The following is a 13,240-nucleotide window of genomic DNA, read 5'->3' on the forward strand; positions in this document are numbered from 1 at the left end:
AGTTCCGAGCGGGGATGGTCGCGCCCGGGTCACTCCGTTCCACACTCAATGAAAGACTTCTGCATGATCAAGCGTCTCGGTCCCGGCAAGCGTCTCAGCCAGGCTTCCATCCATGGCAACACCGTCTATCTGGCCGGCCAAGTGCCCGATGAATATTCGGGCGACGTCAAGACGCAGACCAAGCAGGTGCTCGACAAGATCGATGCGCTCCTCAAGGAAGCCGGCACCGACAAGAACAACATCCTCAGCGCCACCGTCTGGCTGCCGAATATCAATGACCGCGATGCCATGAACACGGTGTGGGATGCCTGGGTGCCCGAAGTTGGCCCAGCGCGCGCCTGCGTCGAGTCGAAGCTCGCCGACCCCGCCATCAAGGTCGAGATCGCCGTCATCGCAGCGATTCCGTAAATCATGTCACCCGTTGCCATTGCGGTCGCCCCCAACGGCGGCCGCAAGGTCAAGGCCGATCATCCCGCCGTGCCGCTGACGCCGGCGGAGTTGGCGGTGACGGCTGCGCATTGCCTTGAGGCAGGCGCGGCGATGATCCATGCCCATGTGCGTCATCCCGACGGCAGTCACCTGCTCGATGCGGCGGCCTATCGGGACGCCATCGCGGCGATCCGCAGCGCGGTCGGCGACAGGCTTGTCATCCAGATCACCTCCGAGGCGCTCGGCAAATACACACCAGCGCAGCAGTGCGCGGTGGTGCAGGCGGTAAAGCCGGAAGCGGCGTCGCTGGCACTGCGCGAACTGGTGCCCGATGCGAGCGAGGAGCAGGCCTTCGCCGATCTGCTCGGCTGGATGAAGCGCGAGCGCGCGACACCGCAAATCATTCTCTACGATGCGCAGGATGCTGCGCGGCTGGCTGAGTTTCGCAAGCGCGGGCTGGTGCCGTTCGAGAAGCTGCCGGTGCTGTTCGTGCTCGGCCGTTATACGGCGGGGCAGACGTCGCACCCGGCCGATCTGCTGCCGTTCGTCGCGCCCGGTGCGCCAACATTCGAACACTGGAGTGTCTGCGCCTTCGGTGCGCAGGAGACGGCCTGCGTCACCGCGGGCGCATTGCTGGGCGGCCATATCCGCGTCGGCTTCGAGAACAACGAATTGCTGCCGGATGGCTGCCGCGCCAAAGGCAATCAGGATCTGGTTGCGGCGGCGCGACGCGCGATCGAGGCGGTTGGGCTTAAGCACGCGACGGCGGATGAGCTCAGGGCCGCGACCGCGGAGCTTCCCTAACCTCTCCCCGCGCAGTGCGGGGAGAAGGAGCGCACTGCCGGCGCCAGGACTACTCACTCAAACCACGGCCATTCCGCGCCGCCATCATGCGTGACGGCGCCGCCGGGGGCCTGTCCGACGAGCTTGGCATATTTCGCCAGCGCACCGGCGCGGTGACGCGGCGGGCGCTGGGTCCATGCGGCCTTGCGTGCGGCGAATTCGGCATCACTGATCATCAGATCCAGTCGCCGCGCCGGCGCGTCGATGCGGACCTTGTCACCGTCACGCACCAGCGCGAGCGGGCCGCCGATATAGGCTTCCGGCGAGACATAGCCGATGCACATGCCGCGCGTGGCGCCGGAGAAGCGCCCGTCGGTGATCAGCGCGACCTTCTCGCCCATGCCCTGGCCGTAGATGAGCGCGGTGACTCCGAGCATCTCGCGCATGCCGGGGCCGCCGACCGGGCCCTCGTTGCGGATGATCAGCACGTCGCCTTCCTTGTAGTTCTGGTCCTTCACCGCGGCGACGCAGCTTTCTTCGTCCTCGAACACGCGCGCCGTGCCTTCGAACACCGTCTTCTTCAGTCCGGCGACCTTGATCACTGCGCCATCGGGGGACAGGTTGCCCTTCAGCACCGCGACGCCGCCATCTGGCTGGATCGGCTTCGCTGAGGAGTAGATGATCTCGCCATCGGCCTTGTTGGCGTTGCCGTATTCCTCGGCAATGGTCCGGCCGGTGATGGTCAGGCACGAACCGTCGATATGGCCGCTCTCGACCAATGCACGAATGACGACCGCCGTGCCGCCGATATCGTAGACATCCTTGGCCACATATTTGCCGCCCGGCCGCAGATTGCCGATCAGCGGCGTGCGCGCGAACACCTCGCCGACATCGTCGATGGTAAATTTGATGCCGGCCTCGTTGGCGATGGCCGGCAGATGCAGTGCGGCATTGGTCGAGCCGCCGGTGGCGGCGACGATGGCGGCGCCGTTCTCGAGAGACTTGCGCGTGACGATGTCGCGCGGCAGCGGGCCATCGTTGCGCAGCATGTCCATGACCAGACGTCCGGCGCGCCGGGCGAATTGCGCGCGCTCGGCATAGACGCCGGGAATCATCGAGACATTGGGCATGGTGATGCCCAGTGCCTCGGACACCATCGCCATCGTATTGGCGGTGAACTGGCCGGCGCAGGCCCCTATGGTCGGAAGACACGCGCGTTCGATGGCGTCCAGTTCCTGCTTGTCGATGTCGCCGGTCATGAAGGCGCCGACGGCTTCATAGGAGTCCAGGGCGGTCAGCGTCTTGCCTTTGTGCAGTCCCGGCAGCGAACTGCCGCCATAGATGAAGATCGATGGTACGTTGCAGCGGACCATGCCCATAATGACGCCGGGCAGCGTCTTGTCGCAGCCGCCGAAGCCGATCAGCGCGTCGTAAGCGAGGCCATGCATCACGGCTTCGATACTGTCGGCGATGATCTCGCGCGACAGCAGCGAGAACTTCATGCCCTCATGGTTCATGCTGATGGCATCGGAGACCGAGATGGTCGAGAACTCGCGCGGCGTGCCGCCGGCTTCGGAAATACCGGTCTTGGCGGCGTCGACCTGAAAGTCATGGGTCATGTTGCAGGGCGTCTGCTCGCCCTTCATCGACACCACGCCGATCATGGGTTTTGCGATCGCTTCGTCATCAAGGCCCATGGCGCGCATGAAGGCGCGGTGCGGGGCACGGTCAAGGCCGTCGGTGGTGACGCGGGATCGCAATTTCTTCATGGGATCTGTCCGTTTCTTGGTCTTGTCGTCCAATGCAGTGAGGCCACGCCGTGGGGCGTGGCCTCAGGACATCATATAGTGAGATATCGCGTCTTGCTCTACTGGATCGGCGCCACGATGGTCGGGTGCTTGAATTGCATCGCGTCCATCTTCGGCAGCATGCCGGCCTCGGTGTAGATATCGAGCATCTTCTGCATGGCCGGGAAGTTCGGTGCTGCGCCGGGGTCGCGGGCGAAGTCGTTCTCCTTCAGCAGATAGGTCTCCAGTACCGGGATCGGCGCCTTCATGACTTCGTTGACGACCTTCAGCGTTTCCTCGCGGTTGGCCAGCGCCTTCTTCATGCCAAGGGTGATGTCGGCGACATAGGCCTTGGCGAGTTCGGGGTTCTTGTCGACGAAATCGGCGCGGCAGGCTTCAAGGATGTGCACGATGTTCGGCATCGCTTCGTTCAGCGAGAACAGCTTGCGCGTGCCGCCCTTGGCTTCCATGCGCGCGGCAAATGGCTGGTTCATGTTGATGGCGTCGACGCGGCCCTGGCGCAGCGCATCTTCCGAGGCTGCGAAGCCGATCTCGATCAGCTTGACGTCCTTCTCGGGATCGACACCGGCGCCCTTCAGCAGCATCTTGAACGGACCATAGGTACCGCCGCCGATGACGGAAATGCCGACATTCTTGCCCTTGAGGTCGGCGATGGTCTTGATCGGCGAGTCATCCTTCACGGCCCAGTAGACCGAGAAGCTGCCGGGCTTTTCCGACACGTGCTGCGCGACGATATAGGCCTTGAGGTTGCCGCCGTTGACGCCGTTGGCGAGCGACAGCACGCCCTGGGTGGCGCAATCCAGGGCGCCCGCGGCGAGCGCCTGCGTCATCGGCGAGGTGCCCTGAAACTGGGTCCATTCGATATTATAGGTCTTGCCGAGATTGGTGAATTCGGTCGGGCGCTTCATCATCCAGTATTTGGATTCTTCGGCCGGAATGGTCCAGCCGACCTTGATGGTCGGAATCGTCTGCGCCTGCGCCACACCCGACACCGCTCCCGCCGCGAGAGCCGCAGCCACCAGCCACTTCGAAGAACCCAGCTTCATGCCCGCTCACTCCGTTTGATGATGGCCAGACCCGGCCAAAAGAAAAGCCCCACTGTCTTGAAGCCTTTCATGCTTCAAATATTCTGGCAAGCGAGGTGCGTGCCCAACATTCATTCGTGCTGTGGCGCAACATTTGGCAGTTACGCAGGCGTTGATATCATCGTTGCTGCGGCTGCGGACGCAGCGTAGATAGCTCGCAGATGCGAGCAGCGTGGCTCGGCGGCAGAAGGACAACGGCGTCAAAATGGTGGATTCAGCGGGCGGCAAAGAGAAGCTCGGTTACCTTGGCCTCGGCCTGATGGGACTGCCGATGACCAAACGGTTGCTGGGCGCCGGTTACGATGTGGCCGTCTGGAATCGCTCGCCTGGCAAGGTCAATGCGTTGCTAGAGGCCGGTGCGAAAGCCGCCGCTAGTCCGCGCGATGTCGTCGCTCATGCCAGCATCATCTTCATGTGCCTCACCGATGCATCGGCGGTAGAGGAAGTGGTGTTTGGCGACAACGGCCTGTCCGGCACCGACGGCAATGGCAAGCTGGTCGTCGATTTCTCCTCGATTCATCCGGACAAGACCAAGTCCATCGCGGCACGATTGAAAGCCGCAAACGGCATGGGCTGGATCGATGCGCCGGTGTCGGGCGGCACCAAGGGCGCTGAGGAAGCCACGCTGGCCATCATGGCCGGCGGCGAGGCCGCCGATGTCGAACGTATCAGGCCCTATATTCTGGCGATGGCGCGTAACTTCACGCATATGGGGCCGACCGGCGCCGGGCAGATGACCAAACTCTGCAACCAGGTGATCGTCGGCTGCGCCATGGCGGTGCTGGCGGAAGCAACGCGGCTCGCGGTGAATGCCGGCATCGACGCCAAGCGTCTGCCGGAAGCGCTCGCGGGCGGTTTTGCAGACTCGATCCCGCTGCAACTGTTCGTGCCGCGCATGGCGCAGGGCATTCACTCGCCGCCGCTCGGCCACATCCATACGATGCTCAAGGACCTCGATACGGTCGTCGCCGTGGCGCAGGACACATCGACGCCGGTGCCGATGGCTGCGCTCGCGGCGCAGATCTTCCGCATGGGCAAGGCGGTGCGCGGCGCCGATGCCGACGCGCTGGAGATCTACAAGCTGTCGGCGCCCAAAGAGTGAAGATCAAGGAATGAAGGTTCTGGTGATTGGCGCGACCGGCATGATCGGCCGCAAGCTGTGTGAGCGGCTGCTGAAGGACGGTCATGTCGGCGGTGGGGAAATCGGCGATCTGGCGATGGCCGATGCGGTCCCCAGCGATCTGGTCGGCGCGCGCAGCATCATGGTCGATCTCGCAAAACCGGATGCGCCCGCAGCACTGCTGGCGTCAAAGCCCGACCTGATCTTCCATCTTGCTGCGGTCGTCTCAGGCGAAGCCGAGCAGAATTTCGACAAAGGCTACGCAGTCAATCTCGACGGCACGCGCAATCTGTTCGAGGCGATCCGCGCGATGGGGGGTGGTTATCGCCCTCGCATCGTCTACACCTCGTCCATCGCGACCTTCGGCGCGCCCTATAACGGGCCGATCGCCGACGACTTCTTTCATACGCCGCTGTCGAGCTACGGAACGCAGAAGGCGATCTGCGAATTGCTGCTGGCGGACTATACGCGGCGCGGCTTCTTCGACGGCATCGGAATTCGCCTGCCGAATATCTGCGTACGGCCGGGCAAGCCCAATGCGGCAGCGTCGGGTTTCTTCTCCAATATCATCCGTGAGCCGCTGGCCGGCCGCGAGGCGGTGCTGCCGGTAACCGACGAGGTCGGGCAGACACATGCCAGCCCGCGCGCGACGACGGAATTCCTGCTTCATGGTGCGACGCTCGACAGCGCCAAGCTCGGCGCGCGCCGCACGGTGATGATGCCCGGCGTGCGGGCATCGGTCGCCGACATGATCGCGGCGCTCCGCCGTGTGGGAGGTGACAGTGTTGTGACACGCATCAAGCATGTGCCAGATCCCGCCACGATGGCGATGGTTGCCGGATGGCCCACGACGTTCGATACCACACGTGCGCTGGCGCTGGGTTTCCAGGCGGAACCGGACTTCGATTCCATCATTCGTGCTCATATCGAGGATGACCTCGATGGCGTCTTTGTGCGTTAGCGGTTAAGGACAATCATGGCGCGCGATATCATCATGGCGGCGGGAGGCATTGTCGTGCAGCGGGGCGAGACGCCGCTGTTTGCCGTGGTCTGCCTGCGCAAGCGCGGCGACTGGGTGCTTCCAAAAGGCAAGCTCGACAATGGCGAGACGCCGCGTGATGCGGCAGAGCGCGAGGTGCTGGAAGAGACCGGTCATGCCGCGTCGGTGCATGACTATCTCGGAGCGCTGGCCTATCCGCTCGGCGAACGGACCAAGGTCGTGCATTTCTGGCATATGGAGGCCGCGCCCGCGCCGTCACGCAAGCTGATGAAGGATATCAGCGAAGTCGCGTGGCTGCCATTTGACGCCGCGCTGGCGCGGCTGACGCGCAGCCATGAACATGCGTTCCTCGCGCAGGTCGGGCCCATGGCGCTGGCGGCAGCAAGGGCAGCGCCGGTCGTGGATGGCGAGCCCGTGCGGCCAATTGCCGTGGGGCCTGTCGGCGTGCGACGTGACACGGGGTTCTTCGCGAAGATCCGGAACTGGTTGAACGGGTAAGTTCTCGTTGCAGCGATGGCTGAAGCGGCGGGCTCAGTGCGTGTTGGTCGCGTCATCGAAGCGCAGCACATTGCCGAACGGGTCGGTGATCTTTGGGCCCCTATCGGTCGGACTCGGGCGCGCGAAGCGGGCCTGCTTGTCATGCAGCTCCTTTGCGAAAGCCGCGATATTGCTGCCGCGGATATAGACCACGCTACCCGGCGTGCCGTCGCCATAGTGTTCGCTGAGATGCAGCTTCACGCCGCCGCGCGACACCTGCATGTAGAGCGGGGAGTCCGGCTCGTAACGATGTTCCCAGTCGATCGCAAAGCCGAGGAAGTCGACATAGAACTCCTTCGCTTTAGCAATGTCATAGATGCGCAGAACCGGAATTGCCGGTTCGAAAGTGACGTCGGTCATCGCTGTCTCCCGCTCGTGGCGTAGGGGAGATTATCGCAGCGAAGTCGTCATTGACTAGATCGTGCGGCTAGGCGCCGCGCATGATCACGCCGTACCAGCCGAGACCTTTGTAAGTCTCATAGCCCGGTGTGGCATGGAAGGCGACGAGGCCGCCCGAACGGTCGTGATAGAAGCCGCTGCGGCGGCCGTTCAAGGCCAGCGGGATGCGTTCGGTGAGCAGGCCCTGGCCGTCGGACGAGGCGATGACGCGCAGGTTCGAATCCACCAGCAGCACGCGCGTCTTGTCGTCGTCGACGCGAACGCCCTCGACGATGGCGCGCGCCTGAGCTTCCCAGTCGAAATGAATCGCGAGCACGCCGATGGCGCGGCCATTGGCCTTGCCGCCTTCGCGCACGCTGGCGCAATAGGTCGCGACCTGCGCATTGTTCAGGAGCGGCTGGCGCTCGACGTCGCCCGCGGTGTAGTCGTCGCCGGAGCGCAGCGTACGGGCATCGCGAAACCAGGCGGTGCCGGCGATGTTCTGGCCCGTCACATTGAAACGATCGCCACGGCCACTGGCGATGACGTTGCCCTGCATGTCGCACAGCCAGAGATCGAGATAGACGGTGTAGGCGCCGAGGATCACGGCGAGCCGCTCCGATACATGGGCGACGGTGGCGTCGCTCGGTGCGGCCGCGCAGTCGACGACGGCGGAGTCGGTCGCCCACCAGCGGACGTCGCAGGTCCGCTCATAGAGATTGCGGTCGATCAGCTCGATGGCATTCAGCGACAGGTCGACCATGCGTTCGCCGCGCGAGCGTTCGGTCATCTTCTCGATCGACGCCATCAGGCTGCCGGTGCGGGCTGTGAGCTGGGATTCCAGATCGCGCGCGATGGTCTCGACCTGCTGGCCGACATTACGCACTTCCTGCGCGACGACGGCGAAGCCCGCGCCCTGCGCGCCGGCGCGCGAGCTTTCGATCAGCGCGTTCAGCGCCAGCATCTTCATCTGGTTGGTGATGTGCTGGATCGACCTGGTCTTTTCGCAGGCGATCTCGTTGACCTCGGCGGTCAACCGCCCGATCAGCGCGGAGATATCGGAGCTATCGTCGTTCTCTCCGGTTGCATTGGCATGCGCAGAATGACTGCTGCGGTTCATTGCCAAGACCATCGTCGTATCCCCGTTGACAGCAATCAGTTACCTCCCCGTTATTGCCCGGTCATGGTTAATCGTGGCTTAATTTTCCGTGTGCCGGGTTCCGCCGACTTGCACGAATAAGCGGCAGGAGTGCGCAACAGCCACTATCTCATTGTGTCTGGTCATGCGCGGCCGCATCCGCAGGACGTTCGATGCCCCCTAACGGTACAAATTAGGGCGTCATTAGTGATGCTTATGCACGCGCGCCCGATTACTCTGACGAACAACGCGATATCAACCACACTCGTGCAGGCTCAAGGCTTCATAGGCCGAGCCATTGTGATGAGCGTTCTCGAAGACCTGACCGGTGCGACCACGTCGGAACTGTCCGACGAATTGATCTTCCAGATCGCCTCGGCGTCCAGCCCCGAGCAGCGCAAATACGCGGCTGACCTGTTCCGGTATTTCGCCAAACAGCTCGAATTCGAATCTTATCGGCGCGGGCAGCAGAGCATGGCCGTTCCACAGCTTCCGTCGCCGGCCATGATTATCGACGCGACGCCCGAACAGGACGAAGCGCCCACGATCCAGCCGTCGGATGACCCTGGCGATGACCCGTCCGTCGGTCTGATCCCGCCGGTGGGCTGGCAGGATTGACGGCGGCGCGACAGTTTTACGTCAGATCCGTTGCTTCCTACCGATTGGCTTAACCATTCGCAGGCCAAATGAGTCGCGAGTGATTCGAGCGTTGCAATCGTGAAGAGCGGGCGTGCCAGTGAGTGTAGTTATCCCTTTCCCCATGCGTGTAGCGGCCCCCCAGGCCGATGAGTGCGAAATCGATCTGCTGAGCGCCGTCGATCTGGCGATCCGCGATCTCCGCGAAATCTCCCAGACCGCGAACGACATCGCGCAGGCGCGTGCGCGTGAATGCCTGGCCATGCTGGAAAGCGCCTATCACGGTGCGCTGCAGGGCTGACGCATTCTGAGTGCGCCGACAGGAGATCAGCGATGCTGTTTCTGGTGATCTCGAATCCGCGCGCTGATCGTCCGTCCGACATGGCGGCCGCGCGTCAGAGCTTCTGGCCGTGGATGGCGGGGTATCAGGCGTCGGGCATCTGCCAGCACATCTATCCGCGCGTCGGCCGCGGCGTGGTCGCGGTGTTCAAGGTCGATGGCAATGAAGTGCTGCATCGCATCCTGAACGAATGGGCCGATATCATCCCGGCGCAGTTCGAGGTCTATCCGCTGGTCGATCTCGATGCGACCACGGCTCTGCTCGCATCGCAGGTCGCTGCTTCGAAGTAGCGTCGCGAGTTTCAGTTCCCGATCAGCCTTTTCGCGCGGAAACCATCGGTTCGCACCATGGACTCGGCAAATCCGCGTCGCTATATGCGTGATCTCTCCCTTACCAGTATCGGGCACTTTTCATGACGACCACTGACACCGCTGCACCCGTTTCCCAGCCGTTCCAGGCCGAAGTCGCCGAATTGCTGAACCTGATGGTTCACTCGGTCTATTCCGAGACCGATATCTTCCTGCGTGAACTGGTCTCCAACGCGTCCGACGCCTGCGACAAGCTGCGCTATGAGGCGATCGCCAATCCGCAGCTGATCCCCGACGGCCAGTCGCCCAACATCACCATCATTCCGGACAAGGCGGCCGGTACGCTGTCGATCGTCGATACCGGCATCGGCATGGATCGCCAGGAGCTGATCGACAATCTCGGCACCATTGCGCGCTCCGGGACCAAGTCATTCCTGTCGCGGCTCACCGAAGCCAAGGACGGCTCCAACCTGATCGGCCAGTTCGGCGTCGGTTTCTATGCAGCTTTCATGGTTGCTGAGAAGATTGTGGTCACCAGCCACCGGGCCGGCACCCATGACGCCTTCACCTGGACCTCGACCGGCGGTGCGGGTTTCGAGATCGGCCAGGTCGCTGATGGCATGAGCGTGCCGACCGGCACGTCGATCGTGCTGCATCTGAAAGACGACGCGAAGAAATATCTCGAAACTTACGAGATCGAGCGCATTGTCGGCGCCTATTCGGACAACATCCAGTTTCCGATCATGCTCAAGGACGGCGATGCCGAGCCGCGCCAGATCAATTCGGCCAGCGCGCTGTGGCAGCGCTCCAAGTCCGAGCTGACGCCGGAAGATTACAGCGCGGCCTACAAGTCCATCGCCCATGCCTATGACGAACCGGCGATGACGCTGCATTACCGTGCCGAGGGTCGCTATTCCTATGCGGTGTTGCTGTTCGCGCCATCGCAGAAGCCGTTCGACCTGTTTGAGCCGAACCGCAAGGGCCATGTGAAGCTCTATGTGCGTCGCGTCTTCATCACCAATGATGCGGACCTGTTGCCGTCCTATCTGCGCTTCATCCGCGGCGTCATCGATGCCGAGGATCTGCCGCTGAACCTCTCCCGGGAGATGCTGCAGAACAATCCGCAGCTGGCGCAAATCCGTAAGGCCGTGGCGACGCGTGTGATCGGTGAGCTGGAGACGCTGAGCGAGAAGGATGCCGAGACCTTCACCAAGATCTGGGATGCCTTCGGTTCGGTGATCAAGGAAGGCATCTATGAGGACTTCGAGCGCCGCGAGAAGCTGCTGGCGCTGTCGCGCTTCACCACGACCTCGGGCGAGAAGCGCTCGCTGAAGGATTATGTCGCCGACCTGAAGCCGAACCAGACCGAGATCTATTATCTCGCCGGTGACAGCCTCGATCGCCTGAAGTCGAATCCGAAGCTGGAAGCCGCCAAGTCGCGCGGAATCGAGGTGCTGCTGCTGACCGACGCGGTCGATGCGTTCTGGTCGTCGGCGCCGCTGGATTTCGACGGCAAGCCGCTGAAGTCGCTGAGCCAGGGCGAGGTCAATCTCGATCTGATCCCGCGCATTGATGAAGATGCGACCAAGGACGAGCCGAAGACCGAGACCGATGAGGCGGCGACCATCGCCGTCATCAAGGATGCGCTCGGCGAGCGCGTTTCGGACGTGAAGGCCTCGACGCGTCTGACCACGTCGGCGTCGTGTCTAGTCGCCGGCGGCGCCGGTCCGGATCGCGAGCTCGAGCGCATGCTGGCGATGCAGAATCGCGGCAGCGTCACCAAGCCGATCCTCGAGATCAATCTGCGCCATCCGCTGGTGGCGAAGATCGCCGGTGCCGACAAGGCGGCGGGCGGCGAAGCGTCCGACATCGCGTTCCTGCTGCTGGAGCAAGCGCAGATCCTCGACGGCGAATTGCCAGAAGATCCGGCCGCGTTTGCGAGCCGTCTCAACCGGTTGGTGCTGCGCGGTTTGTGATCGCCGACCGTTCACGGCGCGGGGCATTCGTCCCCGCGCTTTTGATGCCAAGGAATTCCCCCATGAGCACTGTCTTCGAAAAACTCATCGCGAAATACGCCGAGCGCGGCGATTTCGAGCGCCTGCAGGGTTATCGGGACGATCGCCTGGCCATCCTGAAGAGCATTCAGGACGGGACATACGAGAAGATGCACCTGATCTCCGACGCCGATCCTGTCTCGATGGTCGCGGAGATCGAGCGGGAACTCGCCTGTATCGACGCCGCGCTGAAAAAGCGGATGCAGTGACCGCGCGCGTGCGTTGCAGCAATCGTCGTTGAGAGTGATCTTGAACTAACGCAAAGCTGATCTGCACATTTCGGCTAAGTCGAAAGATTATCTGGTTCGTCCCGAGCTTCTCACATAGCGTGCGCCCAAATTGAAAACCTGGGAGGCATTGATGAAATTCGGACTGTTGTCGACGGCTGCGCTGTGCGGTCTTTTCCTGGCCGCGCCGGCCTCGGCGCAAGGCGTCAAGATCGGCATTCTCAACGATCAGTCCGGTGTCTATGCCGATTACGGCGGCAAATATTCGGTCGAAGCCGCCAAGATGGCGATCGAGGATTTCGGCGGCGAGGTGCTCGGCAAGAAGATCGAACTGGTCACCGCGGATCACCAGAACAAGCCTGACCTCGCCGTCTCGATCGCGCGGCGCTGGTATGACGTCGAAGGCGTCGACATGATCACTGAATTGACCACCTCGTCGGTGGCGCTCGCGGTTCAGGAGCTCTCCAATCAGGAGAAGAAGATCGACATCGTGGTCGGCGCGGCCTCGTCGCGCGTCACCGGCGATGCCTGCACGCCCTATGGCTTCCACTGGTCGTTCGATACACGCGCCTTGGGTGTTGGCACCGGCGGCGCGCTGACCGAAGCTGGCGGCGACACCTGGTTCTTTCTCACGGCGGACTACGCCTTCGGTTATTCGCTGGAGAAGGACACCGGCGACATCGTGAAGGCAAAGGGTGGCAAGGTGCTCGGCGCCGTTCGCCATCCGCTGAACTCGTCTGACTTCTCGTCCTTCCTGCTGCAGGCGCAGGCGTCCAAGGCCAAGGTCATCGGCCTTGCCAATGCCGGCCTCGACACGACCAACGCCGTGAAGCAGGCGGCTGAATTCGGCATCGTCGCCGGCGGCCAGAAGCTCGCCGGTCTCCTCCTCACGCTGGCCGAAGTGAATGGCCTCGGGCTGCAGGCGGCGCAAGGCCTGGTGCTGACGGAATCTTTCTACTGGGACCGCGATGACAAATCGCGTGAGTTCGCCGATCGCTTCTTCAAGCGCACCCAGCGCATGCCGAACATGATCCAGGCCGGCACCTATTCGTCGACGCTGTCTTATCTGAAGGCAGTCAAGGCGGCAGGCACCAAGGACTCCGAAGCTGTCGCGAAGAAGCTGAAGGAACTTCCGGTCGATGACGCCTTCGCCCAGGGCGGCAAGGTGCTCGCCAATGGCCGCATGGTGAAGGACCTCTATCTGTTCGAGGTCAAGAAGCCGTCGGAATCGAAGAAGCCATGGGATTACTACAAGCAGCTCGCCGTGGTGCCCGGCGACAAGGCCTATCCGACCGCGGCCGAGAGCGGATGCCCGCTGACGAAGTAAGCTTCGCTTCCTTAACCTCTCCCCGCTTGCGGGGAGAGGTCGGAGTCGACGCGAAGCGACGGCTCCGGGT

Annotated in this window: 15 protein-coding genes; 11 read left to right on the top strand and 4 right to left on the bottom strand. The window is 62.8% G+C overall.

Annotated elements, in window-relative coordinates; all coding sequences use genetic code 11:
* Positions 1 to 63: 63 nt before the first annotated feature.
* On the top strand, positions 64 to 408 hold the full coding sequence (locus AB7951_RS00355; protein ID WP_120288051.1) for a RidA family protein: 345 nt from the start codon (positions 64 to 66) through the stop codon (positions 406 to 408).
* A 3-nt stretch (positions 409 to 411) separates the two neighbouring features.
* Complete coding sequence (locus AB7951_RS00360) at positions 412 to 1,233, top strand: 3-keto-5-aminohexanoate cleavage protein (protein WP_120287448.1); 822 nt, start codon at positions 412 to 414, stop codon at positions 1,231 to 1,233.
* 53 nt (positions 1,234 to 1,286) lie between these two features.
* On the opposite strand, the gene ilvD is transcribed toward AB7951_RS00360, so the two are convergent.
* The gene (gene ilvD, locus AB7951_RS00365; RefSeq protein WP_120287447.1) at positions 1,287 to 2,981 is read right to left on the bottom strand and encodes a dihydroxy-acid dehydratase; all 1,695 of its coding nucleotides are present in this window, start codon (positions 2,979 to 2,981) and stop codon (positions 1,287 to 1,289) included.
* 98 nt (positions 2,982 to 3,079) lie between these two features.
* Positions 3,080 to 4,066 (bottom strand): ABC transporter substrate-binding protein, encoded by a 987-nt coding sequence (locus tag AB7951_RS00370; RefSeq protein WP_120287446.1) that lies wholly within the window; start codon positions 4,064 to 4,066, stop codon positions 3,080 to 3,082.
* Between the two features lie 244 nt (positions 4,067 to 4,310).
* Here AB7951_RS00370 and AB7951_RS00375 point away from each other — a divergent pair, with 244 nt between their 5' ends.
* Genes AB7951_RS00375 through AB7951_RS00385 form a run of 3 tightly spaced genes read left to right on the top strand, consistent with a single transcriptional unit; the run spans position 4,311 to position 6,723 of the window.
* Complete coding sequence (locus AB7951_RS00375; RefSeq protein WP_120287445.1) at positions 4,311 to 5,207, top strand: NAD(P)-dependent oxidoreductase; 897 nt, start codon at positions 4,311 to 4,313, stop codon at positions 5,205 to 5,207.
* Positions 5,208 to 5,217: 10 nt separating this feature from the next.
* Positions 5,218 to 6,186, top strand: coding sequence for a D-erythronate dehydrogenase (gene denD, locus AB7951_RS00380; protein WP_120287444.1), 969 nt, complete (start codon positions 5,218 to 5,220; stop codon positions 6,184 to 6,186).
* A gap of 15 nt (positions 6,187 to 6,201) precedes the next feature.
* Entirely contained in the window at positions 6,202 to 6,723 is a 522-nt protein-coding gene (locus AB7951_RS00385) for an NUDIX hydrolase (protein WP_093757561.1), read from the top strand.
* Between the two features lie 33 nt (positions 6,724 to 6,756).
* Here the strand turns inward: AB7951_RS00385 and AB7951_RS00390 are convergent, their stop codons facing one another.
* Both AB7951_RS00390 and AB7951_RS00395 read right to left on the bottom strand, forming a co-directional pair.
* Positions 6,757 to 7,122: a glyoxalase superfamily protein gene (locus AB7951_RS00390; RefSeq protein ID WP_093757560.1), complete on the bottom strand. Its 366-nt coding sequence runs from the start codon at positions 7,120 to 7,122 to the stop codon at positions 6,757 to 6,759.
* A gap of 67 nt (positions 7,123 to 7,189) precedes the next feature.
* On the bottom strand, positions 7,190 to 8,272 hold the full coding sequence (locus tag AB7951_RS00395; protein WP_120287443.1) for a methyl-accepting chemotaxis protein: 1,083 nt from the start codon (positions 8,270 to 8,272) through the stop codon (positions 7,190 to 7,192).
* A gap of 309 nt (positions 8,273 to 8,581) precedes the next feature.
* On the opposite strand from AB7951_RS00395, the gene AB7951_RS00400 reads away from it, so the two are divergent.
* From AB7951_RS00400 to AB7951_RS00425, 6 genes are all read left to right on the top strand, one after another.
* The gene (locus tag AB7951_RS00400; protein WP_441255641.1) at positions 8,582 to 8,896 is read left to right on the top strand and encodes a hypothetical protein; all 315 of its coding nucleotides are present in this window, start codon (positions 8,582 to 8,584) and stop codon (positions 8,894 to 8,896) included.
* Between the two features lie 142 nt (positions 8,897 to 9,038).
* Positions 9,039 to 9,215, top strand: a complete 177-nt coding sequence (locus AB7951_RS00405; RefSeq protein ID WP_210269243.1) for a hypothetical protein — start codon at positions 9,039 to 9,041, stop codon at positions 9,213 to 9,215.
* A gap of 32 nt (positions 9,216 to 9,247) precedes the next feature.
* The gene (locus AB7951_RS00410; protein WP_120287442.1) at positions 9,248 to 9,544 is read left to right on the top strand and encodes a DUF3303 family protein; all 297 of its coding nucleotides are present in this window, start codon (positions 9,248 to 9,250) and stop codon (positions 9,542 to 9,544) included.
* Positions 9,545 to 9,666: 122 nt separating this feature from the next.
* Positions 9,667 to 11,538 carry a molecular chaperone HtpG gene (gene htpG, locus AB7951_RS00415; RefSeq protein ID WP_120287441.1) on the top strand — a complete coding sequence of 624 codons (1,872 nt, stop codon included), beginning with the start codon at positions 9,667 to 9,669 and terminating at the stop codon, positions 11,536 to 11,538.
* A gap of 62 nt (positions 11,539 to 11,600) precedes the next feature.
* Positions 11,601 to 11,825: a hypothetical protein gene (locus AB7951_RS00420; RefSeq protein WP_120287440.1), complete on the top strand. Its 225-nt coding sequence runs from the start codon at positions 11,601 to 11,603 to the stop codon at positions 11,823 to 11,825.
* A 151-nt stretch (positions 11,826 to 11,976) separates the two neighbouring features.
* Positions 11,977 to 13,170, top strand: a complete 1,194-nt coding sequence (locus tag AB7951_RS00425; protein ID WP_089267812.1) for an ABC transporter substrate-binding protein — start codon at positions 11,977 to 11,979, stop codon at positions 13,168 to 13,170.
* Positions 13,171 to 13,240 lie beyond the last annotated feature (70 nt).

The organism is Tardiphaga sp. 285_C5_N1_2, assembly GCF_052076065.1.
In the GTDB taxonomy this organism is placed as follows: domain Bacteria; phylum Pseudomonadota; class Alphaproteobacteria; order Rhizobiales; family Xanthobacteraceae; genus Tardiphaga; species Tardiphaga robiniae.

What these genes read in the sequence shown, in the direction of transcription:
- AB7951_RS00390 (WP_093757560.1), bottom strand. Translation starts at nt 7,122, where the DNA reads ATGACCGACGTCACTTTCGAACCGGCAATTCCGGTTCTGCGCATCTAT.
- denD (WP_120287444.1), top strand. Translation starts at nt 5,218, where the DNA reads ATGAAGGTTCTGGTGATTGGCGCGACCGGCATGATCGGCCGCAAGCTG.
- AB7951_RS00400 (WP_441255641.1), top strand. Translation starts at nt 8,582, where the DNA reads ATGAGCGTTCTCGAAGACCTGACCGGTGCGACCACGTCGGAACTGTCC.
- ilvD (WP_120287447.1), bottom strand. Translation starts at nt 2,981, where the DNA reads ATGAAGAAATTGCGATCCCGCGTCACCACCGACGGCCTTGACCGTGCC.
- htpG (WP_120287441.1), top strand. Translation starts at nt 9,667, where the DNA reads ATGACGACCACTGACACCGCTGCACCCGTTTCCCAGCCGTTCCAGGCC.
- AB7951_RS00355 (WP_120288051.1), top strand. Translation starts at nt 64, where the DNA reads ATGATCAAGCGTCTCGGTCCCGGCAAGCGTCTCAGCCAGGCTTCCATC.
- AB7951_RS00375 (WP_120287445.1), top strand. Translation starts at nt 4,311, where the DNA reads ATGGTGGATTCAGCGGGCGGCAAAGAGAAGCTCGGTTACCTTGGCCTC.
- AB7951_RS00420 (WP_120287440.1), top strand. Translation starts at nt 11,601, where the DNA reads ATGAGCACTGTCTTCGAAAAACTCATCGCGAAATACGCCGAGCGCGGC.
- AB7951_RS00410 (WP_120287442.1), top strand. Translation starts at nt 9,248, where the DNA reads ATGCTGTTTCTGGTGATCTCGAATCCGCGCGCTGATCGTCCGTCCGAC.
- AB7951_RS00395 (WP_120287443.1), bottom strand. Translation starts at nt 8,272, where the DNA reads ATGGTCTTGGCAATGAACCGCAGCAGTCATTCTGCGCATGCCAATGCA.
- AB7951_RS00370 (WP_120287446.1), bottom strand. Translation starts at nt 4,066, where the DNA reads ATGAAGCTGGGTTCTTCGAAGTGGCTGGTGGCTGCGGCTCTCGCGGCG.
- AB7951_RS00360 (WP_120287448.1), top strand. Translation starts at nt 412, where the DNA reads ATGTCACCCGTTGCCATTGCGGTCGCCCCCAACGGCGGCCGCAAGGTC.
- AB7951_RS00385 (WP_093757561.1), top strand. Translation starts at nt 6,202, where the DNA reads ATGGCGCGCGATATCATCATGGCGGCGGGAGGCATTGTCGTGCAGCGG.
- AB7951_RS00405 (WP_210269243.1), top strand. Translation starts at nt 9,039, where the DNA reads ATGCGTGTAGCGGCCCCCCAGGCCGATGAGTGCGAAATCGATCTGCTG.
- AB7951_RS00425 (WP_089267812.1), top strand. Translation starts at nt 11,977, where the DNA reads ATGAAATTCGGACTGTTGTCGACGGCTGCGCTGTGCGGTCTTTTCCTG.